This is a genomic window from Clostridium sp. K13 (assembly GCF_019734195.1).
Classification (GTDB): Bacteria; Bacillota; Clostridia; order Clostridiales; family Clostridiaceae; genus Clostridium.
Genome location: NZ_JAASHM010000042.1, coordinates 1 through 22,755, shown reverse-complemented (window position 1 = coordinate 22,755; position 22,755 = coordinate 1). Strand labels below are relative to the sequence as shown.

Below are 22,755 nucleotides of genomic sequence, written 5' to 3'. Positions count from 1 at the left end.
TTTTCTCCTCCAACTCTAAATATAAACTTAATTATTGCTATGAGATAAGATAATTCTATTTTATTATTCTCAAAAAAATGAATATTAAACATGGTGAGAGGAATAATATGCTTAGGTGATGCAAATGGAGAATTTAAATTATGTAAAAGAAAGATTTGAAGGATGTTTTGACGTTAAATATAGGGATGTTAAAACAATAATAGGAGATGGTACTTTAGTATTCATAGATGATTTATGTAATGGTCAATGGATGATGGAGTACTTAATATTACCATTAAGAGGATTTGGAGAATTAAAAAATACAAGTATAAAAAATCCAAATGATTTATTAGAAAAGGTACTTGATATAAGTGCAACAGGAATGGCAACAGATTTAGATGATGCACTTATGCATGTTTTATCTGGAGATGTAATTTTAATTTTAAAAGATTTTAATGAAATAATCTTTTGTGAAGTTAAAAATTTCCCAAGGAGAGGTATTGGAATTCCAGAAACAGAAGCAGTATTAAAGGGACCTAGAGAAGGATTTAATGAGCTTATAGTAGATAATGTTGCATTAATCCGTAGACGTGTTAAAAATCCAGATTTAAAGTTTGAAACAGTTATAGTTGGAGAGCAATCACAAACTGCAGTTGCAATTGCATATATAAAGGGCATTGCACCAGAAGAGCTTGTAAGTAAGGTGAAAGATACAATTAAAAATTTAGATTTGCGATTTGTTTTAGATTCTAATTATATAGAAGTAAATTTAAAGCATCAACATTCATTTTTTGATACAGTAGGATATACTGAAAAGCCAGATGAAGTTGCAGCAAAAATATTTGAAGGACGTATAGGAATATTAGTAGATGGTACACCATTTGTAGTTACAGTACCATATTTCTTTTTAGAAAATTTTCAAATGCCAGATGATTATTATATAAATAGGCACTATACAAACTTTAATAGAGTATTACGATGGTGTGCATTTTTAATTGCATCTTTTTTACCAGGACTTTATGTTGCAATTATTACATATCATTTCTCTATGATACCGAGTCTTTTTGTTTTTAGGCTTGCAGTATCTAGAGCTGGCGTGCCATTGCCTACCGTTGTAGAAGTACTGATTATGATGTTAGCTTTTCAACTTATAAAAGAAGCTGGTTTAAGGCTTCCACATCCAATAGGTGGAGCAATGAGTATAGTTTCAGCTCTTATTTTAGGTGATGCAGCAGTTGGAGCAGGAATAGCATCAAGAATAACAATAATAGTAGTTGCAATAAGTACATTAAGTTACTTCCTAATACCTAAGGTATATGGAGCTGTTTCATTTTGGTCAATAGTAATAATGTTATCATCATCATTACTTGGAATACCAGGATTTTTATGTGCCTCATTAATTTATGTTATTCAAATATCAGAATTAGAATCTGTGGGTTATCCTTTCTTATTCCCACTAGGTAGTTTAAGTGAATATAGATTTAAGGATGTATTCTTTAGAGGAAAATTAGATAGGATTTCTAGAAAGATAATAGGAACAGGAGGTAAGGAGAGTGGTGAAAAATAAAAGAAGGAGATATTCACTATTATTAGTCTTATTATTTATACCATTATTTTTAACAGGCTGTTTTGATTATCATGACATTAATAAAGTTACCTTTCCTACAAGTATTATTTTTGATATAGATGATTTAGGTGAGGCAATAGTTTATTTAGATTGTATTAAGCCATATAGAAGCACAAATGATAGTTCTGATAAAGGAAGAAGAATAATTTACAAAGGCCAGGGTAAGACTGCATTAGAGGCATTAAGTGATATAAATAGAGTATCAAGCTTTAAATTAGATTATACTCAAACAAGGGCATATATATTTACAGAAAAGGCCTCTAGAAAAGGTATTAAAAAGTTTTTAGACTTGATTAATAATAATAGTGAGTTTTCAATGAAGCCAAGTGCTTTTGTATATTATGGTGATGTAGATGAGTTATTAAAAACTGTTTCTACTGATGAAGAGTATTTAGGATTATTTTTAAATGATTTAGTTGGTAAGGAAAAGTATAATCCTAAGGCTGTAAAATCAAATATAAATTATTATTTAAGTAATATTTTAATGGGAAGTAATACTGCATTATTAACATCTATAGCATTAAAGGATAATGCTATAGATAAGAAGATAGAAATACAAGGTTCATCTATATTTAAAGATAATATTTTAGTGGAAAAAATAGATGTAGTAAATAGTTTAATGTACAATATTATGATGGGTAATGCAAAGAGTGGTACATTAGAAGTTGCTAACCCACAAGATAAGCAAAATTTTATTACTCTTCAAATATTGGATAGTAGTGTTGTAGATAAGCTTCAGTTTCAAGATGGTAAGTATAAGTTAATAAAAAATGTTAATGTTGATGTATCTGTAAGTGAAATACAAGGAAAATTAATTGTGGATAGTAGTTCAATAGATTATATTGAGGTTAACGAAGAAGCGTATATTAATGGATATGTTGAATACTTATTTAATAAATATAAGGAAGAGGGATTAGATATTTTTGATGTTGAAAGATTAGTTGAAATGTATTATCCACATGAAAATATTGATAATCCTTTAAGTGTTACTGAATTAGAGGTAAATACTAAGATAAATATAAAAGGAACTGGAGTTGTAAAGGATAGTCTTTAATATTAAAAAATATTTATTAATAATTAGTGGAAAATATTGATAAATATTGTTTATAGGAGTATTCTTAAATTAAGGATATAAATTAGCCATTGTTAAAGAACAAAGGAAAAGATAACAATAAAGTTATTTTCTTTGTTCTTTTTTTTTATATAATAAATATAATATATTACTATAAAATTTTTGTTAAAATTTAATACTAAAATTAGCAGTTTTAGTTTAAGTTGAATATTATATCTTAGAGAGAGTTTAAGGTAAAATATTATGAATAAAAAAAAGCTACTATCTTTAATACAACAGAGAGAAGGCACTAAATTAGATTTCAAACTAAAAATAGACATTTCCTCTGAATCTGGAAAGAAGGAGCTTGCAAAGGATGTATGTGCCATAGCTAATTCTAAAGGGGGAAGAGGGTATCTAATAATAGGTGTTGAGGACAGAACAAAACGATTAGTTGGAATTAATAAGGCAAAAGCTTTAGATGAAGAAAAAATCCAGCAAGTTGTTAGCTCAAGATGTGAACCCCCAATTCCAATAAAAGTAGAAGTTGTAAATTTAGATGAAGTTGATATTGGAATAATAACAATATTTGATGGTGGCCAAAAGCCTTATCAAATAAAAGAAACTGGTGCATTTCATATAAGAAGAGGTTCTATTACAGATACTATGAGAAAATCAGAACTAGTAGCGGCATTTGAAGAAAATCAATTGTTAACAGTTGAAACCTGCCAAATAGTAAATAGTAGTGCTGAGTTTTTAAATAGAGAGTTAATAGAACATTATTTCAAAAGTAAAGGAATAACTATTACTAGAGAAAATCAGCAGTTTTTATTAGAAAGTGCTGGGATAACTTATTTGGATAAACGAAATAGAAAGCTTAGATGTACTTTTGGAGGATTATTAGTATTTTGTGATAGTAATAATATATGTATTCCCAATAATGCAATAAGAATAATAAATAAGATTAATGATAATTATCCAAGATCATTTATGATAAATGGGACTCTATTAGATATGATAGATAAAACAGAAGAAAAAATGTATACGTTATTACCAAAAGATTATCCGGTTTTTGCTATTATGGAAGCAGTAAAAAACTCAGTAATGTATAGGGAGTATTCAATTATAGATAAGATAATAGAAATAGTATTAACTAAAAACTCAGTAATAATTATAAGTCCAGGACAACTGGTATCTAAGGGTAATATTTTAGGAGATATGGGCTATAATAAGAGGAATATGTGGATTTATGATAAGCTAATATCTTTAGATGAAGGAAAGAGATTTATTAATGATGGAAATGGATTAGTAAGAATAAAGGAAGCATTCAAAGGGAAAAGAAAGGTAAGGCTAATAAATTCAACTCTAGACAATTGTTTTAAGGTTGTTTTACCAATAAACCTTGAATAATAAAATTTATATAGATAATAATAACTTTAAAGAAAAGTGAGTACAGTTTAGTTTTAGTTGCTAAAAAGTGTGTTACTAGAATTTTTAATTATAATTAAAAAGTTTAACTTACACCTTAAATAAAAATATTAAGGTGATTAACTATAAAAAATAATTAAAAAAGAAGGAGTGGTTCCAATGATTCAAGTTTTTTGTGCAAGAAGAGGCTCTGGAAAAACAAAAAGGTTAATAGAATTAGCCAACCACCAACAAATAAGTGCTAAGGGCGATGCTGTTTATATTGATGACGATTCAAGACCAATGTTACAATTAGCTAGAGGTATTAGATTTGTTGATACTAATGAATATAGGGTTGATGATTGTCAAAGTTTTTATGGCATGTTATGTGGTATAATTTCATCTAATTATGATATTGAAAATATCTATATTGATGGGTTATCAAATATTGTTAAGTGTACTATGAAAGACTCAACAGAATTGTTTAGAAAGATAGCTGGATTAACAGATAGATTTGGTATTAATGTATACATTAACGTTAACGTTGATACTACTGAAGAAGTACCAGCATGTATTAGAGAATACGTAGCATAGGATTGAAAATAATTAAATTTAAATAAATTAATTAAAGCTACCCAATAAGGGTAGCTTTTTATTTTAAATATAAGGCTTTCAAATATTAAATTTCCTTGATAAAACCTAGTAATAAATATATACTAAATATATGAATTTTTATAGGAGGTAAGGATATGGCTAACGTTTTAGACGAGTTATTAGATCGTGGATACATAAAGCAATTTACTCATGAAGAAGAAACAAGAGAATTGCTAGAAAAGGAGAAAATAACTTTTTATATAGGATTTGACCCAACAGCTGATAGTTTACATGTAGGTCACTTTATAGCAATGATGTTTATGGCACATATGCAAAAGGCAGGTCATAGACCAATAGCTTTATTAGGTGGCGGAACTGCAATGGTTGGAGATCCATCAGGAAAGACTGATATGAGATCTATGCTTACAAAAGAGCAAATTGAGCATAATGTTTCTTGCATAAAGAAGCAAATGGAAAAGTTTATAGATTTTTCAGATGACAAGGCTATATTAGTAAATAACGCAGATTGGTTACTAAACTTAAATTATGTTGATTTCTTAAGAGAAGTAGGAGTTCACTTCTCAGTAAACAGAATGTTAAGTGCTGAATGCTTTAAGCAAAGATTAGAAAAGGGATTATCATTCTTAGAATTTAACTATATGTTAATGCAAGGATATGATTTCTATGTATTAAACCAAAAGTATAACTGTAAAATGGAATTAGGTGGAGATGACCAATGGTCAAATATGATTGCAGGTGTTGAGTTAGTTAGAAGAAAAGCTCAAGGTCAAGCTATGGCAATGACTTGTACATTATTAACTAATAGCCAAGGTCAAAAGATGGGTAAAACAGTTGGTGGAGCATTATGGTTAGATCCAGAAAAAACATCACCATTTGATTTCTATCAATATTGGAGAAACGTAGATGATGCTGATGTTGAAAAATGTTTAGCATTATTAACATTCTTACCTATGGATGAAGTAAGAAGACTTGGTGCTTTAGAGGGCGCTGAAATAAACAAAGCAAAAACAGTTCTTGCTTATGAAATAACTAAGCTAGTTCATGGCGAAGAGGAAGCAAACAAAGCTAAATCAGCCGCAGAAGCATTATTTGCTGGTGGAGTTGATATGAGTAATGTTCCTACAGTTACAGTTACTTCTGAAAGCTTTGGAAAGACTGTTCTTGATGTTATAGCTGAAACTAAAATAGTTCCTTCAAAAGCTGAAGGTAGAAGATTAATCCAACAAGGTGGTCTTTCTATTAATGGTGAAAAGGTTACTGAAGTAGCTAGATTATTCACTGAAGAAGACATACAAGATGGAGCAGCTTTAATAAAAAGAGGAAAGAAAAACTATACCAAAATAGTTGTAGAATAGATATAAAATCAGATATTAGGTTGCAGATTTTGTTGAATATTAAAATCAAATCTGCAGCTTTTTTTTTGAAATTTTTAATCAAATGGAAAGTTCATGAGAAAAAATGTAAATATAACTTGATATATACTAAAAATTAATTTATTATTAAAAAGTGGTCTATACATGTTGATAACGTTAACATTTTCGTGAAGGGACGGGTGATAATAATGGAATTAACTAAAACTGTAACAGTAACGAAATCTATTAATAATAATGTATTGTTAGTTAGAGATCAAGGCGCAGAAAAAATATTATTTGAAAAGGGGATAGGCTTTGGTAGAAAATTTGGAGATAAAGTTACCGCAGGTACTAAAGTAAGCAAGATTTTTGAGATTGTAGATGATAAGAACCAAAAAAGCTTTAATGAAATAGTATCAACTGTAGATAATAAGTTAATAGGGACTTTCGAAGAAGCATTAGGAGAAATACAAGATGAGTTAGGTGAAGAGTTAAATGAAAGTATACATATAGCTCTTATAGAACATTTAGCATTTTCTGTAAAAAGATTAAGGGATAATCAAGAAATAATTAATCCATTTTTAAATGAGGTAGAGACTTTATATTATAAGGAGTTTCAATTAGCTTCAAAATTAGCTAGAAGAATTGAGCAAGAAGTAGATGTGAAAATTCCTGATGGTGAAGTTGCATTTATAGCTATTCATATTCATTCAGCTAGAAATAATGGTAAATTAGCTAATACAATAAAGTATGCATATTTAAGTAACACTATTGTTGAGTATGTAGAGGACAAGCTAGGAATTTATATTGATAGACAATCTTTAGATTATACAAGATTTTTAATTCATATAAGATTTGCTATTGAAAGAGTAATGAGTAATAAGAAAATAGAAAATGATTTAAAAGATATAATAAAAGAAAAGTACAAGCTTTCTTACAATATATCTAAGGATGTTGCAAAGATAATAGGGAATACTTTAGATTGTGAAGTATGTGAAAATGAGGTTGCTTATATTACAATGCATATTGAAAGATTTAGAATATCTTTAGTATATAATTAAAGTATAGCAATCTATAAATATTAGTTTAGGAAATGAAAAGGTTTTAAAATGAGTATTGACAAAAAAACAAGTACTAATTATTATATAAATATAAAATATTAATGATTTTAAAAAATTTGAGTGTGTCATCATAAGTGTATTATGAGCATTAGCTGAAGGAGGTTTTGTTATGCCTTTTTCAGCTTTTTTTTATGCAAAAAAAAACAGAACAATATGGAAAGATTTTACTTATCTATATTGATAGGGGGGGTAAATATGAGAAATAAGATTAAGGTAAACATAGCAAGAGCATTAGCTGTAACTTGTGTTGCAGGACTGACAGTATCAATACCAGTAGAAGTAAAAGCTGGGACGAATGATTCCATAAGTAAGGGTGTTACAATTACAGCGAAAAGCAACACTAATAATCATAGTGTAAATTTAGCTATGGATGGAGATAAGGAAACTTATTGGGAGTCATCAAATCATTATAGATGGGTAGAGATAGACTTAGGTGCCACATATAATTTATCTTCAATTAAGGTTTTTAATAAAATTGGAGGATACTATCATTACAATATATATGCATCATCAGATGGTGAAAATTTTATAAAAATTGGAGCCAAAGAAAATAATGACCTAGCAACAATAGATGGTGACATACATAATACAGGAAATGTAAAGGTTAATAAAATAAGAATAGATGTTACTTTCTCTTCAAACAATGATAATTCAAATATAGCTGAAATTGAGTTATATGGTAAGAAGGTATCTGATGAAGTTGCAAAGGAAACAGCAATAGAAACTACTGATTTTGCAGGTTCAAAATGGGAAACTGAATATAATAAATTTACTACAGATACATCATATGCTGACTCAAAAACTGTAAGTGAAATGACTAATATGGTTGGAAGAGTAATAGGTGATGAATACAAGGATAATTTCATATTTGAAATGAGAAGTGCAACTTCAACAGGAAATGATGTATTTGAAGTTGAAGATGGAGCAGATGGAAAAATAGTTATTAGAGGAAATAACGGAGTTTCATTAGCATCAGGATTTAATTATTATTTAAAGAATTATGCAAAAGTAATGTATAACCCTATGATGGGATCTAACTTAAATATGCCGGAAACAATGCCTTCAGTTGGAGAAAAAATAGTTATTGATACTCCATATGAAGAAAGATATTCATTAAATTTCTGTACTTATTCATATACAATGTCATTCTGGGATTGGAATGAATATGAGGCTTTCTTAGATTGGTCAGCGATGAATGGATTTAACTTAATGTTAGATATAATTGGACAAGAAGAAGTCTTAAGAAGAACTTTAAATGAGTTTGGATATTCAGATGAAGAAGTAAAAGAATTTATTTCAGGACCAGCTTATTTTGCTTGGTTCTATATGCAAAACATGACAAGCTTTGGTGGACCACTACCAGATAATTGGTTTGAAGAAAGAGCTGAACTGGGAAGACAGCTTCATGATAGAATGCAAACATTAGGAATTAAACCTGTATTACAAGGGTATTCAGGAATGGTTCCACTAGATTTCCAAAGCAAGAATCCAGACGCACAAATATTACCACAAGGTGATTGGTGTGGATTTGATAGACCTAATATGTTAAAAACTTATGTAAATGAGGGAGAAAAAGATTACTTCCAAGAGGTTGCAGATGTATTCTATGAAAAACAAAAAGAGGTTTATGGAGATATTACAGATTACTATGCAGTTGACCCATTCCATGAAGGTGGAAATACAGGGGGAATGAATAGTGCAAAGATATATGGAACAATCCAAGATAAGATGATTGAACATGATAATAATGCAATTTGGGTTATTCAACACTGGCAAGGTAATCCAGATAATACTAAGTTATCAGGATTAACTAATAAAGAGCAAGCTTTAATATTAGACTTAAACTCAGATTTAAATCCAGATTATAAGAGATTTGATAATCAAGATATTCCATGGGTTTGGAACATGCTTCATAACTTTGGTGGAAGAATGGGATTAGATGGACAAGTTGAAACTGTAGCTACTTCAATTCCAGATGCTTTAGCAAATACAGAGCATATGAAGGGAATTGGTATTACACCAGAAGCTATAAACAACAGTCCAATAGTTTATGAATTAATTGGTGATATGGTATGGACAAGAGACCCAATTAATTATAGAGAATGGGTTAATAATTATATTGAAAGAAGATATGGTGCTGTAAATGAAGATGCTATTGCAGCTTGGGAAATTCTTTTAGAAACAGCATACAAGAAAAGCGACTATTATTATCAAGGGGCAGCAGAATCAGTTATAAATGCTAGACCAGCAATGTCAATTAATAGTGCATCAACTTGGGGGCATAGTAAAATTCCATATAATAAGAAAGAGCTTGAAAAAGCAATGGAATTATTTATTAGTTGTTATGATGACTTGAAGGGCAGTGATGCATTTGTTTATGACTTCTTAGATATAACTAAGCAAGTATTAGCAAATTCAGCACAAGAATATCATAAGGAAATGGTTGCAGCATATAATGCTGGTGATTCAGAAAAGTTTGATAAGATTTCAACACATTTCTTAGACTTAATAAGATTACAAGAAAGAGTATTATCAACAAGTCCAGAGTTCTTAGTTGGAACTTGGATAGAGCAATCAAGAACAATGCTTGAAGGGGCAGATGATTGGACAAAGGATTTATTTGAATTTAATGCAAGAGCACTTATTACTACTTGGGGAGATTATAAAAACGGGGGCTTAAAAGATTATTCAAATAGACAATGGGCTGGATTAACTGGAGATCTATATCTTAAGAGATGGGAGATGTGGGTTGATGGTATAAGCAATGAATTAAAAACTGGTAAACCAGCACCAGGTATTAATTGGTACAGAGTTGAATACGAATGGGCAAATGAAAAGACAACTGAAGAAAACCAATATACTACAGAAGGTTCAGGCGAAGACTTAGCTATGTTAGCTAATATAGCTATGGATGAATTTTCTGTTACTAATATGGAGAAATTCTTAGGGGGATCTTCAAGTGCAGTTGAAAAAGTAAATATAGCATTAGGAAAAACTGTTACAAGTAGTGTTGAAAGTAAGGAAGGAAATCCAACTAGTAATTTAACTGATGGTACTACAGGAACAGCTTGGATGGCTAATGGAGTTACATGGCCAGTAGAATTAACTTTAGACTTAGAAAAAGAATATAGTGTTGATGGAATTGCTTTTGCACCAAACCAAGCAGCAGGTGGATTCCCAATAAACTATGTAGTTGAAGTTAGAGAAAATGGTGAGTGGAAAGAAGTTGCAAGACAAGATGAAGGAACTATAACAGGAACTATTTCAATTGACTATAAGGGAATTGCTGATCAAGTAAAATTAACAATAAATAGTGATAATAATCTTTTAGTGCCTGAAATGACAGAAATAATGGTTTACCAAGGTCAAGAAGAAGGTGAAAAGGTAGAATATGATAATATTGCTTTAGGAAAGCCAGCTACAGCAACAAGTGAACAAGCTGGAAAGCCTGCATCTAATGTTACTGATGGTGACTTAGGAACTATATGGGTATCAAATGGTGAAGGAATAGGATCAGATATAAATGTTGATTTATTAGGATCTGAATTTGTTGAAAAACTAGAAGTATCATTTGAAAAGGCTGGATTACCATTCCAATTTAAAGTAGATGTTGAAAATGCAGATGGAACTACAAGCACTGTATTAGATATGACTGGAAATGATAAACCGGTAGATAAGACATACACTATAGCAATAAATAAAGAAATTAGAGATGTAACAGTTACTATAACTGGTAAAAACGGACAAGGACAATGGCCAGGTGCTTGGGCAGGTTTAGCTGAAATAAAGGCATTAAGACCAGCACAATCACAAGAAGAATTAGTTAATGTTGCATTAGGAAAATCAGTAACAGGTAGTAATTCAGAAGGTGGAAGGCCATTAACTAATTTGGTAGATGGAAATACAAGTACTTTATGGATTGCTGCAAATGGGGCACCAGATGCATGGGCAAATGTTAATTTAGGAAAAGAATACTTTGCTGAAAATGTAGAAGTTGTATTTGAAAAAGCAGGATTACCATTTAAGTTTAAAGTAGAAGCTATTGATGCAAATGGAAATTCAACAGTTATATTAGATAAAACTAATAATAATCAAGTTTTAGAAAAAGCATATACTATACCAGTTAAAAATAATGTTAAGGATATTAAGGTAACATTTAATGGAAAAGCTGCAGTAGGAGATGCTCAAGGAGCATGGTCAGCACTTGCTGAAATCAAGGTTAATTCTAAGTCTACTCCAAATCAAGGTGTTACTGCTTCTGTAAAAATACCTCAACAAAATATGAGTATTGAAGCAAGTTCAGAACATCCAAACGTAGGAAATGAAGGATTAGCAAGCTTTGCAATTGATGGTAATAAGGATACTATATGGCATACTAAATATGGTTCTGGATTTACTCAGTTACCACATGATATTACAATCAATTTAGGTAAAGAATATACAATAAATAAGTATAGCTATCTACCTAGAAGTGGAAGCAGCAATGGTAATATTACTAAATATGAAATTCAAGTAAGTACTGATGGACAAAGCTTTAAGACGGTGGCTTCAGGAAATTGGGACAATAATTCAAATGAAAAAGTAGTACAGTTTGATAATGTACAAGCTACTCATGTTAGATTAGTTGCTTTAGAAGGTATTGCTGGATTTGCTACAGCAGCAGAATTAAATGTATATAGTATCCCTGATAATATTGCAATTAATGAATCAACTACTGTAAGTGCAAATGTAAACAATGAAGCTATAAATAATGTTAAAGATAATAATTTAGAAACAGCATGGGAAGCAAGTGCAGCTGAAGATAAGGTTGTAACATTTGATTTAGGTTCAACTAAAGATATTTCAGCAATTGAAATATTAAAGAGTTCAAACGAAGCATTAAAATATAAAGTTGAATACTCAAAAGATGGTGAAACTTGGATTAGTATTGCTGACAGAAGTAAAAATGATAAAGATTATAATAACTATGTTGAGGAAATTGATGGTGGAATAATTGCTAAATATATTAAATTAACATTCTTAAACAATGATGTTAAGATAGATGAAGTTAAGCTTTATAAAGGTGATTCAACTCAACCATTAGTTAACTATATAAGTGTTGTTCAAGGTATATACAATTCAGCTGTAGTTGGAGATATGGCAGGTAATTATCCACAAGAAGCTAAGGATACATTAGGAGCTGCTATTGAAAAGGCGAAAGCTGAACTAGATAAGGATCCAGATTCAGTAAGAGTTCAAGAGTTAGTTCAAGAGTTAAAGACTGCAGTTTCAAACTTTAGAAATCAAGCTGTTAAAATTAATAGAATTAAGTTAGCTGTATTAATTGATGAAGTTGATGCTGTATTAAATAGCTTAAACACTGAAAGATTAGCAGAATTAACAGAGGAACAAAGAAATGTTGTTGAAAGTGCTATAGAAGAATTAAAAGTTCAAAAGGCAAGTGCTATAACTGTATATGAAACTGTTAAAGTTGGACAAAGCCAAATTGATGGAGCTTATGATTCGTTAAAGGTAGCATTTGATAATTATTTAGAAGTTGCTGATGAGCAAGCTAAATATGAAGCTGCATTAGCAATAGCAAAAGAAACTGTTGGAAATGCTGTAGTTGGATCAGGAAATGGTCAATATACTCAAGAAGCTGTAGAGGCATTAAATGCTGCTATAGATAAAGCAGAAGCTGACTTTGCTAATGTTACTGATATTACTGAAATTGCAACTATAGTTGAGGAATTAAATAGTGAAGTAGAAACATTTAAATCAAGTGTTATTATAGTAAATATTACTGAATTAGAAGCTGCAATAGTTGATGCTGAAGAGGCATTAAGTAATGCAGAAGGAATTAACACTCCAAATGCTATTGCAGAATTTACTACAGCAGTAGAAACTGCTAAATCAGTATTAACTAATACAAATGCATCACAAGTAGAAGTTGATGAAGCTGTTGAAGCCTTAAAGACTGCAAAAGCTAAATTTGATGAAGCATTAGTTGTTGATAAGGCAGATTTAAATAAGCTTATTGAAAATGCTGGTGAAGCTATTAATAAGTTAAATAAATACTCTGGAACTGAAAAGCTAGTAGCTAAAATGGAAGCTGCAGTTTTAGAGGCAAAAGTAATTGCTAATGATGCAAATGTTACTAAGGATGTTGTTGATGCTGCTAGTGGTAAATTAGTAGATTTAATAGCAGAAGCTAATGAAAAGTTAGCAGAGCTTGAAAATGGTATATTTAAAACTCATTTAATAATTACTGTTGAAGAAGCTAATAAAGTAACTGAAGCTGAGCTTTCAAAGGTTGTACCAGTAGTAGTAACTGAATTTAAGGCTGCATTAGCTGAGGCACAAGGATTATTAGCAAATTCAAACGCAACTCAAGAGCAAATAGATGCATCATTTACTAGATTAAGTAAGGCAATGCAAATGTTATCTTTCGAAAAGGGTGATAAGCAATATTTAATAGCTTTAGTAGAAAGAATTGATACTTTAGATGGAAATAACTATATAAAATCTACTTGGGATAAGTTACAAGGAGTAGTAGCTATTGCTAATGGAGTAATTGCAGATGAGAATGCTTTAGAAGCAGAAGTTACTGAAACTTATACTAACTTAATTAGATCATTCTTAGAGTTAAGATTAAAGCCAAATAAAGATGCATTAAATGACTTAATAAATAAGATGGAAAGTTTAGATTCAAGCAAATATACAAGTGAAACTTGGGCTGTATTAGAAGCAGAATTAGCTAATGCTAAAAATATATTAGCTAATGAAGAAGCTACTAGTGAAGATGTTGATAACGCTGAAAAAGCATTAAGAACAGCATTTGATGGCTTACTTGCTAATGCTACTGATGATAACAATGGTAGCGGGAATAATGGAAATAACGGAAATAGTGGTAATGGAAATGGTAACAAGCCATCTGAAAAGCCACAAAAGCCAGGAAAGCCAGGAAATGATTCAAGCTTACCAAAAACAGGTGGAGCATCATCAGCTTTAGCAGTTGTATTTGGTGGAATATTAGCTGCAGGTGGAGCATTATTAGGAAGAAAAAATAAGAAGAAGTAAATAAGTTTATAACAATTATATTAGCCTCAGGAAATAATCAAAATATTGAAATTTTCTTGAGGCTAATTTTTTATGTAAAATATTAATTAATATAAGAATAAATTAACTTGATATAATAGCTTTATAAATATGATAATCTAATAATAGGATACAAGTGAGGAGTGTTAGAGGAGGATTTATGAGTATAGAATTTTTAAAGGGAATAGAATCAGACTATGAAGAGATAGTTGATTTTGCTAATTATGTATTTAGTCATTCAGGAGGAAAAACTGATTTTCCAAGTCTTTTGCCAAAGTTATATAAAAGAGAATACAATACTATGGAGAATCATTATATTGTAAAAGAAAATGGTAAGATAAAAGCTATAGTAGGAGTTTTTCCAATGGATCTTATGGTTTTAGATAAAAAGCTTAAGGTTGGAGGAATTGGAACTGTATCAGTTCACCCATATTCAAGGGGGGCCGGATATATGAAAAAATTAATGAATATGGCCTTAGAAGATATGAAAAAACAAGGCTTTCATTTAAGTTGTTTAGGTGGAATGAAACAAAGATATGAGTATTTTTCATATACACCTTGTGGACAAGAAGTACATTTTACTATTAACAATGAAAATGTTAAACATAAATTAAATAATTATATTAATGATAAGATTACATTTAAAGAGATATTAGAAAATAAGATGGAATTTTTAGATGAAGCATATGAGCTTTATAATAATAGTAATTATAAGTTTAAAAGAGAAAAGTCTAAGTTTTTAGATGTATTGAAATCTTGGAGTTTTAATGTATATTCTATTGAAAATAATAATAATTTCATTGGTTATATGGTAGTTACTCCTGATAAAAAATATGTTAGCGAATTAGTTGTTAATAATGATGAATTATACTTAACAGTTATAGCTAATTACATTAATTATAATAACCTTGAGGAGATTAATTTTGAGTTACCCCTTTGGGAAAAGAAAAAGATAAGAGAGCTTTTTGATATAGCGGAAGGTAGTACAATAAATAGTTCCTATCAATTTAATATAGTTAATTATGAAGAAACATTAGAAGCATTATTAAATTTTAAAAATTCTTATAGTAAATTAGAAAATGGAAGAATAGCTATTGATATAAATGAATATGGGAAGATTGAAATAGTTATTAATAATGATAGCATTTCTGTTAGTAATTTTAATGGAAAGTGTGATATAGAGTTAAACCATTTGAAAGCTATGCAATTGCTTTTTAGTCCATTTAGTAGTTTTATATTAGAAGATGAAAAAGTTAATAAGGTTATAAATTCATGGTTTCCTATACCATTATTTATATCAACTCAAGATAAAGTTTAATTTTATGACACAACCTGCGGGGTCAATCTAATATTTGGATTGACCCCGCAGGTTGTTGCAAATATTAAATTGACCTAAGAGACTTTTTATTTTAAGATTAAGTGGTTATAATAAATAGATAAATCAATTAATTTAGACATAAGATAAGGGGGATGATTATGGCTTTATATGCTATTTCCGATTTGCATCTTGCATTAAGTACAGATAAACCTATGGATATATTTGGGGCACATTGGACTAATCATGATGAAAAGATAAAGAATAATTGGATAGAAAAAATAACAGAAGATGATACTGTTTTAATTGCAGGTGATATTTCTTGGTCCATGAAGCATGATGACAGCAAAAAAGATTTAGATTGGATTGATAGTCTTCCAGGAAAGAAGATTATAAGCAAGGGAAATCATGATTATTGGTGGAGTAGTATATCAAAGTTAAACTCAATGTATAATAATACAAAATTCCTTCAAAATAATTTTTATGAATATAATGACTATGCTATTTGTGGAACAAGAGGATGGATTGATCCAAGTAGTGATAAATTTAATTCAAAAGATGCTAAAATATATGCAAGGGAACAGATAAGATTAAGATTATCTTTAGATAGTGCTAAAAATGCAGGATATACTAAGTTCATTGTTATGATTCATTATCCTCCATTTGGTGAAGAAGGTAAGGATTCTGATTTTATGAAAATATTCAAGGAATATCAAGTAGAAAAAGTTATATATGGGCATTTACATGGACCATCTAATATTAAAGCTATAGAAGGAAACATTGAAGGTGTTGAATATATAATGACTTCTTGTGATTTTATAAATTTTAATCCTGTTAGGCTTTTATAGTTGAAAATATACAAGTAATATTGTTTTAAATTGAAGTTATAGTAATTATTGGTTACACTTTGGCTTGTTTTTGATATAATTTATTTGTAGTAAAATTAAGGGTGATGTTTATGGCAATGCAAAACTGGAAAAGCTTCCTTATGCCTTATGAGCAGGCAGTTGAGGAGCTTAAGGTTAAATTAAAAAGTATAAGAAAAGAGTATAGAAAGAGAAATGAATATTCTCCAATTGAGTTTGTTACAGGAAGAGTTAAAGAGGTTTCAAGTCTTTTAGAAAAAGCTAATAAGTTTGGAATTCCTCTTGATAGAGTGGGACAGGAAATGGAGGATATAGCTGGTATAAGAATAATGTGCCAGTTTGTTGATGATATAGATACGGTTATTGAGCTTCTTAGGGCAAGAAGGGATATGCAAATTCTTTATGAAAAAGACTATGTTAGAAATGTTAAGCAAAGTGGATATAGAAGCTACCATATTATAATTAAGTATACTGTTTATATGGCAGAAGGGCCAAAGGATATATTAGCAGAGTTTCAAATAAGAACCTTGGCAATGAATTTCTGGGCTACTATAGAGCATTCATTAAATTATAAGTATAAACAACATATTCCTAAACAAATTCAAGATAAGCTAAAAGAAGCAGCAGATTCAGCTTTTAATTTAGATGAACAAATGCTAGAGATAAAAGATGAAATAAAGGATGCGCAAAGATTATTTGAAGTTAAGTCTGATATAATCACTAACATCATGAATAATATAATGACTTTAATGTCCTTAGGAAAAGCTGCTGAAGCAAGTAGATATCAAGTTATGTTAAATAAACTTGTTGATGAAGGTGAAGTTTGGGAGCTAAATAGTCTTTTAGACTCTATAAAAAAAGATATTGTAAGATATAAAGACAATGAATAGTTTAATAAACTGCGAAGAAAAATAAAAGTTAACTGGGCGGAGGCTCTTAACTAACTAAATTGCTTCGCAGTTTAGTTAATTTGTCACTTTAGGCTTATTATGATATACTAAAGATAAGCGGGGGTGGCGAATGAAGATTAAAACTAATATAAAAGATAATTGCTTTATAATTATTGTTGTTATATTAATGATAAGCTTTACAGCTAATATTTATCAGGCTATTTTAAATGAGAAGTATAGTTATGAACTGGGAAAACAAAATTATAGTAAAATAGAAGAAATAAGGTTTAGAAATGAAGCTATACTTTCCATATTAGATAGTTGTGTTAATGCAGAGAGTGTTAATAATGTAGATCTTTTAACTCTTTATAAAAATTATAGTAAGATTTCAGAAGCAGAATTAAGTCTTTGGAATAATTATCTTGCTGATGATAATAAAACATTAAGAATTTTTAAAAATAAGAATAAAAATATAGTTGTAAATACTAAAACTAAAAATGAATTATATTCTCAAATAGAAGAATTAATTTATTCATATATTCAAAATGATATGACCAAAAAGATTGATGTTATAGAATTAAAAGATAAAATAGCAGAAGATTTTAAAGCATTAAAGGATATGGCATCAGATTTAAATAATTATTTTAATAACTTTTACGAAGAAAATTGTAATGTACCTGAAAGTAAAAAAGAAGAGAAAATGATTAAAGAAGATTATTGGGTTGATATTTTACAAGGAATTCAAGAAGTTAATAATAAATATGTAGAGTATAGTTTTACGTATGAAAATACAGTTAAATAGAATAAATAAAAAAGCTAAGCAAATTTGCTTAGCTTTTTTTATCTTAGTGGTGACATCCACCACCACAAGATCCGCAACCACCTTCAACTTCGATAACTGGTTTTAAAGATAATCCTCTACCACCATTTTCTTCAGATGAAAGTAATCTGAATCCACCGAATTCATCAACTAATTTTTCTTCAGCGATTAAAGTTATGTCATTAATCTTTTCAGTAACGTCTCCTTCTTTTGCTTCATCAACAGTTATGTTAAAAGCTGGACCGCTGCAACCAAAACCAGCTAAGTTAATTCTTATGCTAAAATTTTCTACTTCGTTTTCTACAAGAAAAGCCTTGAATTCGTTATATGCTTCTTCACTTACTAAAAATTTATTCATAATATTCACCTCTTGAATTTATTCAAATTATGTTTATAGTATACCATATTACTCGGAAATAGCAATATGTTTTTTATAAGTAAATTGTAAAAAAATAACTTGTCCCAATAAAGTTACTAGCAATTAGGAGAATTTATGAATAGTATATTTTATATAACTAATTGGGAGGAGACTTATGGAAGAGAATATATTAAAACAGGATATATTAAGTGGATACCCACATAGGGATTATTATAATACGGCTCATTCAATAATAGAAAATATAAAAGATGTAATATTTTTAAACAATGAAAATGGATGGATAAATGCTGAGGGTAATAAAGTAGATATTGGAACTTGGAACAAAGAAGCTAGAATTGCAACTTTAGATAACAAGGTAGATCACAGAGGAAAGCTATTTTTAATAGAAGTTAGTGATGTTACAATTGATGGAGCAGGAACGATTATTGGAGACAATGACATAGCTATAAGTATTATTGGACAACATGCTGTAAATTTGAAGAATTTTATAATAGAAAATAGTAAGATAGCTATATATATAGAATTTTCTCAAGAAATTTCTATTCAGTATATGTCTTTTAAAGAAAATGAAGAATCTATTGTATCAAATAGAAGTAGTGAAATTAGAATAAAGAATAATGAGATATCCTCATCAAAAAATTCAAGTATAGGAATATTTATATTAGATTCAGGTAAAGTGATAATACAAAATAATGCTATTTCTATTAATATAAGTACAATAATTGATGAACTTATGAAGGAAAGTTATATTGGTATAATTATTGAGAACTCAACAACCATTTATATGATGAATAATGAAGTAGAAATTATTAATGGGAATATTGAAATACCAGATTTAGATTCATACTCATTTAATGCATATTGTATAAATAGCTTTTCAACCCATGATACACTTATAAAATATAATAATTTATATATTAAAAATAATAGTTTAAATTTAAAAAAGTGTAATTTAGCAGAAGTTGAAATATCATCTATTTGTTTAGATTATAATAATACAGGAATAAATATTGAGGAAAATAATATAGGGATAGATATTAATAACCTTGAAGTTAATTGTAATGATGGTGAAATGGGTTTTTATGGTATTCTTTGTTCAAATGAAAATAATTCAAATACTATAAAGAATAATTATATTTATGTAAACAGTAATGCTTATAGTTTAAATTCAAATGAAAATAGTATTAAGGATATTTCTTTTATAGGGGTATTATTAGATTCTAATAATAATCATAATGAGATTGGAGAAAATCAAATAGAATTAAAAGAAAATGTAGCAACTTTTGGATTAGAACTCAATAAAGCTGTAAATTTAGTTTGTGGATTATATTTAAATAATGATAATTCAACTAATAATATTATAGATAATAATTTTACTGTAAGAGAAAATAATATAGATAAAAATGATTATATAAAAACTAGTTTTTCATTAATTTATTTCTACTATAATAATATTTGTAATACTGTTAAGGGAAATAATTTAAATGGAAGTCAAGGAAATGGTGTTATATTAATTAGTAAAAATGATTCTACAGAGATATTAGAAAATAATATAATGAATAATTTTATTAATGGATTACTTTTATCAACAGCAAAGGATGATGGAGGATCCAATGGAGTTATAATAAAAGAAAATAGTATAATTAATAATGGAAATTATGGACTTTATATTGTAGAAGGAAGTCATTACAATATTGTAAGATATAATAATTTTGTTAGTAATAGCAATAAAAATATCTATGATAATAATTCAGTAGAAGTTATTAATTACTATGAAAAAAATTATTATAATGATTGGAATGGAGAGGGTTCATATAAAATATCAGGTTCTAATTTTGAAGATAGTTATTCATTAAGCACACCATATACTAAAAAATAAAAATATAGTAATAATAAAGTCGGCGATGGTCGACTTTATTATTGAAATTTCAATAAATTGGCAATATAATATAAAAAGGTATTGAAGATACTATCTATTAAGAGATAGCTTATAAGAATTTTTGATAGTTTGAAAAATAATGTTTGTATAATAAAAAAGAGTTAGTTAACATAATATTTAAGTTAGTAATATGTTGTAAAGAGAGGATTGTTAATTTTGAAGCCTTTTGATAAAAAGTATGTTTTAGATAAAATAAATGAATATAATAATAAAATTAAAAAAATAAAAATTGGTGACTATGAAATAAAATCTATAGATGGGCTAAAAGGAATTGTACAAGGATATTTATATGAAAAAAAAGATGAGTATGATGTGGATATACTAGAACTACATGGACCTAATCATATTTGTATGAGACTAACACCATTAGAAATACAAGCTTCTTATTTTGCTATAAAGATGGCAAGAGGAAAAGTTGGTGTTGTTGGTCTAGGCCTTGGATATGTGGTAGAAGAAATGGCTAAAAAGGCAGAGGTAGAAGAAGTAGTAGTTTATGAAATAAGCCAAGATGTAATTGATTTATATTATAGCAATTTCAAAGAAAATCCAAAGATAAAGGTTATATGTTGTGATGCATTAGAAGCGGAAAGTAAAGAGTTTGATTTCTTCTATGTTGATATTTATGAATATAAATTAACTTCACAAATAGTAGATGATTATAAGAAGTTTAATGAGATTCATAATATTGAAGATTATAGCTTTTTTGGAATGGAGCATTTTTTATTAAGCTGTAGTTATACAGAAATAGTATGGGTATATATACCTGAAAATTGGATGGAATCAAGCAGAAAAGCTTTTGAAGCAATTCAAGAATCTAATCTTTTAGAGTATTATGAAAAATTAGATGAAAAGTTAGTATCTCAAGTATTAGAAGAATTTAAAATTGTATTAAATGATATTGAATAAGTTTTTTATTTTTTATGTTTAATATTTCTAAAAGGGGACATAATCTTAATATCCCCTAATAATTTAAATATATATATCTATAAAAAAGTGCAGAGATCTCCATGATGCACTTTTTTATTGTTTAAAATACTTAAGAAAAAAATCGAACTAAAAATATTGACTTATTTACATAAATTGGAAATAATATATTTATAGAGTGTTTAATTAAGTTAAATTATTAGAGTAGTTTGGGGTAGGGTGTATGAGATGTGAGGTAATTGATATAAGAGGAAATAGTAGACAAAAATTAGGTAAGTTTTTGGTTACTTTATATATATTAAATATTTTAGAGTTAATAGTTACAAAGTTTTTAATATGGAAAGCTCCTAACTTATTTAGTGAACAAAATATATTTTTTAAGATAATGATATATGGTTTAGAACCGTATTTTTTTAAGATTGGGTTAATGGCATTAGTATTGATTTATTGGTATTGGAGAAGTGAGAAATCTAATATTACACAAATGAAAAGATCGATACTTACAGGAAAAATACTAATTGGTATGTATATTGTAATTAATGTGATGCATTTAATTAATTTAATAATATACTTAAATAAATATTAATATAGTTATTAATGGCCACTATGAAGTTAATTTTTTAAATATAATAAAGATTATGCTTGCAATAAAATTTAAAATATGTTATTATAAATAAATAGCATGATTGCTAATAAATAAGTTTTAATTAGATAAATAGTTTCTCATGAATTAGAAAATATTATATCGGTTTAGAACCTTAAATTCAGGAGGAATTATTATGAAAGATAAAACATTAGTATGTAGAGATTGTGGAAGTGAATTCGTATTTTCTGTAGGAGAACAAGAATTCTATAAAGAAAAAGGATTTACAAATGAACCAACAAGATGTATTTCTTGTAGAAGAGCTAAAAAAGAGCAAAATAGAAGATAATTTTAGATTGTTATAAGACTTTAGTTTATGCTAAAGTCTTTTTTTATAAAATCTAAAAAGGTATAGTAGAAGGAAGTTAATTTGAATAATAACATAGAAATAATATATAAAAATATCGATAAGATGACAGATGAAAAGTTTAATAAATATTTAAAAACAATATCAGCGGAATTGAAGGAAGAATTTAACCATGATTTATTTTATAATAAAGGGTTAGTAAGATTTTTAGATATAGAAAAAACATTGAGATGTATAAAAGTAGTATACAGAATATAGAGATAAAATACAGATAATCTATTAATTAGGTAATAAAGGGATTTTAGAGTGTATTATCATATTGTGGTAGTTTTAATTACGTCATTTGTAATTGCATTTGGAGTGGAGTGTAAATGATAATATAACAATGAACAGAAAATGGAAAATAAAAATGTACAAAAATGATCATTAGTTATATCCTATTT

General features: G+C 28.4%; 17 protein-coding genes. 16 read left to right on the top strand and 1 reads right to left on the bottom strand.

Annotated features, from left to right (window positions below):
- Nucleotides 1-124 precede the first annotated feature (124 nt).
- The 11 genes from HCG76_RS16375 (at nucleotide 125) to HCG76_RS16325 (ending at nucleotide 18,102) form a co-directional block, all read left to right on the top strand.
- Nucleotides 125-1,546 carry a spore germination protein gene (locus HCG76_RS16375; protein ID WP_221701325.1) on the top strand — a complete coding sequence of 474 codons (1,422 nt, stop codon included), beginning with the start codon at nucleotides 125-127 and terminating at the stop codon, nucleotides 1,544-1,546.
- Nucleotides 1,533-2,660 (top strand): Ger(x)C family spore germination protein, encoded by a 1,128-nt coding sequence (locus HCG76_RS16370; RefSeq protein ID WP_221701324.1) that lies wholly within the window; start codon nucleotides 1,533-1,535, stop codon nucleotides 2,658-2,660. Before HCG76_RS16375 ends, HCG76_RS16370 begins: the two co-directional genes overlap by 14 nt.
- A 261-nt stretch (nucleotides 2,661-2,921) precedes the next feature.
- Entirely contained in the window at nucleotides 2,922-4,067 is a 1,146-nt protein-coding gene (locus tag HCG76_RS16365; protein WP_221701323.1) for an AlbA family DNA-binding domain-containing protein, read from the top strand.
- Between the two features lie 177 nt (nucleotides 4,068-4,244).
- A complete protein-coding gene (locus HCG76_RS16360; protein ID WP_195986637.1) occupies nucleotides 4,245-4,658 on the top strand; it encodes a hypothetical protein in 414 nt (137 codons plus the stop codon).
- A 155-nt stretch (nucleotides 4,659-4,813) separates the two neighbouring features.
- Nucleotides 4,814-6,034 (top strand): tyrosine--tRNA ligase, encoded by a 1,221-nt coding sequence (gene tyrS / locus HCG76_RS16355; RefSeq protein WP_221701322.1) that lies wholly within the window; start codon nucleotides 4,814-4,816, stop codon nucleotides 6,032-6,034.
- A gap of 206 nt (nucleotides 6,035-6,240) precedes the next feature.
- On the top strand, nucleotides 6,241-7,092 hold the full coding sequence (locus tag HCG76_RS16350; protein ID WP_221701321.1) for a PRD domain-containing protein: 852 nt from the start codon (nucleotides 6,241-6,243) through the stop codon (nucleotides 7,090-7,092).
- Between the two features lie 255 nt (nucleotides 7,093-7,347).
- Nucleotides 7,348-14,211, top strand: a complete 6,864-nt coding sequence (locus HCG76_RS16345; RefSeq protein WP_221701320.1) for an alpha-N-acetylglucosaminidase TIM-barrel domain-containing protein — start codon at nucleotides 7,348-7,350, stop codon at nucleotides 14,209-14,211.
- A 178-nt stretch (nucleotides 14,212-14,389) separates the two neighbouring features.
- Nucleotides 14,390-15,547, top strand: a complete 1,158-nt coding sequence (locus tag HCG76_RS16340) for a GNAT family N-acetyltransferase (RefSeq protein ID WP_221701319.1) — start codon at nucleotides 14,390-14,392, stop codon at nucleotides 15,545-15,547.
- A 158-nt stretch (nucleotides 15,548-15,705) separates the two neighbouring features.
- Nucleotides 15,706-16,392, top strand: coding sequence for a metallophosphoesterase (locus HCG76_RS16335; protein WP_221701318.1), 687 nt, complete (start codon nucleotides 15,706-15,708; stop codon nucleotides 16,390-16,392).
- Nucleotides 16,393-16,502: 110 nt separating this feature from the next.
- Nucleotides 16,503-17,300, top strand: a complete 798-nt coding sequence (locus HCG76_RS16330) for a GTP pyrophosphokinase (protein WP_221701317.1) — start codon at nucleotides 16,503-16,505, stop codon at nucleotides 17,298-17,300.
- A gap of 130 nt (nucleotides 17,301-17,430) precedes the next feature.
- A complete protein-coding gene (locus tag HCG76_RS16325; protein ID WP_221701316.1) occupies nucleotides 17,431-18,102 on the top strand; it encodes a hypothetical protein in 672 nt (223 codons plus the stop codon).
- Between the two features lie 43 nt (nucleotides 18,103-18,145).
- Here the strand turns inward: HCG76_RS16325 and HCG76_RS16320 are convergent, their stop codons facing one another.
- Nucleotides 18,146-18,478, bottom strand: coding sequence for a HesB-like protein (locus tag HCG76_RS16320; RefSeq protein WP_195986628.1), 333 nt, complete (start codon nucleotides 18,476-18,478; stop codon nucleotides 18,146-18,148).
- 175 nt (nucleotides 18,479-18,653) lie between these two features.
- Between HCG76_RS16320 and HCG76_RS16315 the strand changes: the two genes are divergently transcribed.
- The 5 genes from HCG76_RS16315 (at nucleotide 18,654) to HCG76_RS16295 (ending at nucleotide 22,570) form a co-directional block, all read left to right on the top strand.
- Nucleotides 18,654-20,378: a right-handed parallel beta-helix repeat-containing protein gene (locus tag HCG76_RS16315; RefSeq protein ID WP_221701315.1), complete on the top strand. Its 1,725-nt coding sequence runs from the start codon at nucleotides 18,654-18,656 to the stop codon at nucleotides 20,376-20,378.
- 216 nt (nucleotides 20,379-20,594) lie between these two features.
- Nucleotides 20,595-21,344 (top strand): rRNA adenine N-6-methyltransferase family protein, encoded by a 750-nt coding sequence (locus HCG76_RS16310; RefSeq protein ID WP_221701314.1) that lies wholly within the window; start codon nucleotides 20,595-20,597, stop codon nucleotides 21,342-21,344.
- A 241-nt stretch (nucleotides 21,345-21,585) separates the two neighbouring features.
- Nucleotides 21,586-21,948, top strand: a complete 363-nt coding sequence (locus HCG76_RS16305; protein ID WP_221701313.1) for a DUF5658 family protein — start codon at nucleotides 21,586-21,588, stop codon at nucleotides 21,946-21,948.
- Nucleotides 21,949-22,141: 193 nt separating this feature from the next.
- Entirely contained in the window at nucleotides 22,142-22,294 is a 153-nt protein-coding gene (locus HCG76_RS16300; RefSeq protein WP_221701312.1) for a zinc-ribbon domain-containing protein, read from the top strand.
- Nucleotides 22,295-22,375: 81 nt separating this feature from the next.
- Nucleotides 22,376-22,570, top strand: a complete 195-nt coding sequence (locus HCG76_RS16295) for a hypothetical protein (protein WP_221701311.1) — start codon at nucleotides 22,376-22,378, stop codon at nucleotides 22,568-22,570.
- The last annotated feature ends 185 nt before the right edge of the window (nucleotides 22,571-22,755 follow it).

Bases quoted from the DNA above. Each gene is read 5' to 3' on its own strand.
- HCG76_RS16330 (WP_221701317.1), top strand. From the start codon at position 16,503: ATGGCAATGCAAAACTGGAAAAGCTTCCTTATGCCTTATGAGCAGGCA.
- HCG76_RS16375 (WP_221701325.1), top strand. From the start codon at position 125: ATGGAGAATTTAAATTATGTAAAAGAAAGATTTGAAGGATGTTTTGAC.
- HCG76_RS16340 (WP_221701319.1), top strand. From the start codon at position 14,390: ATGAGTATAGAATTTTTAAAGGGAATAGAATCAGACTATGAAGAGATA.
- HCG76_RS16315 (WP_221701315.1), top strand. From the start codon at position 18,654: ATGGAAGAGAATATATTAAAACAGGATATATTAAGTGGATACCCACAT.
- HCG76_RS16350 (WP_221701321.1), top strand. From the start codon at position 6,241: ATGGAATTAACTAAAACTGTAACAGTAACGAAATCTATTAATAATAAT.
- HCG76_RS16325 (WP_221701316.1), top strand. From the start codon at position 17,431: ATGAAGATTAAAACTAATATAAAAGATAATTGCTTTATAATTATTGTT.
- HCG76_RS16335 (WP_221701318.1), top strand. From the start codon at position 15,706: ATGGCTTTATATGCTATTTCCGATTTGCATCTTGCATTAAGTACAGAT.
- HCG76_RS16360 (WP_195986637.1), top strand. From the start codon at position 4,245: ATGATTCAAGTTTTTTGTGCAAGAAGAGGCTCTGGAAAAACAAAAAGG.
- HCG76_RS16305 (WP_221701313.1), top strand. From the start codon at position 21,586: ATGAGATGTGAGGTAATTGATATAAGAGGAAATAGTAGACAAAAATTA.
- HCG76_RS16300 (WP_221701312.1), top strand. From the start codon at position 22,142: ATGAAAGATAAAACATTAGTATGTAGAGATTGTGGAAGTGAATTCGTA.
- HCG76_RS16345 (WP_221701320.1), top strand. From the start codon at position 7,348: ATGAGAAATAAGATTAAGGTAAACATAGCAAGAGCATTAGCTGTAACT.
- HCG76_RS16365 (WP_221701323.1), top strand. From the start codon at position 2,922: ATGAATAAAAAAAAGCTACTATCTTTAATACAACAGAGAGAAGGCACT.
- HCG76_RS16320 (WP_195986628.1), bottom strand. From the start codon at position 18,478: ATGAATAAATTTTTAGTAAGTGAAGAAGCATATAACGAATTCAAGGCT.
- tyrS (WP_221701322.1), top strand. From the start codon at position 4,814: ATGGCTAACGTTTTAGACGAGTTATTAGATCGTGGATACATAAAGCAA.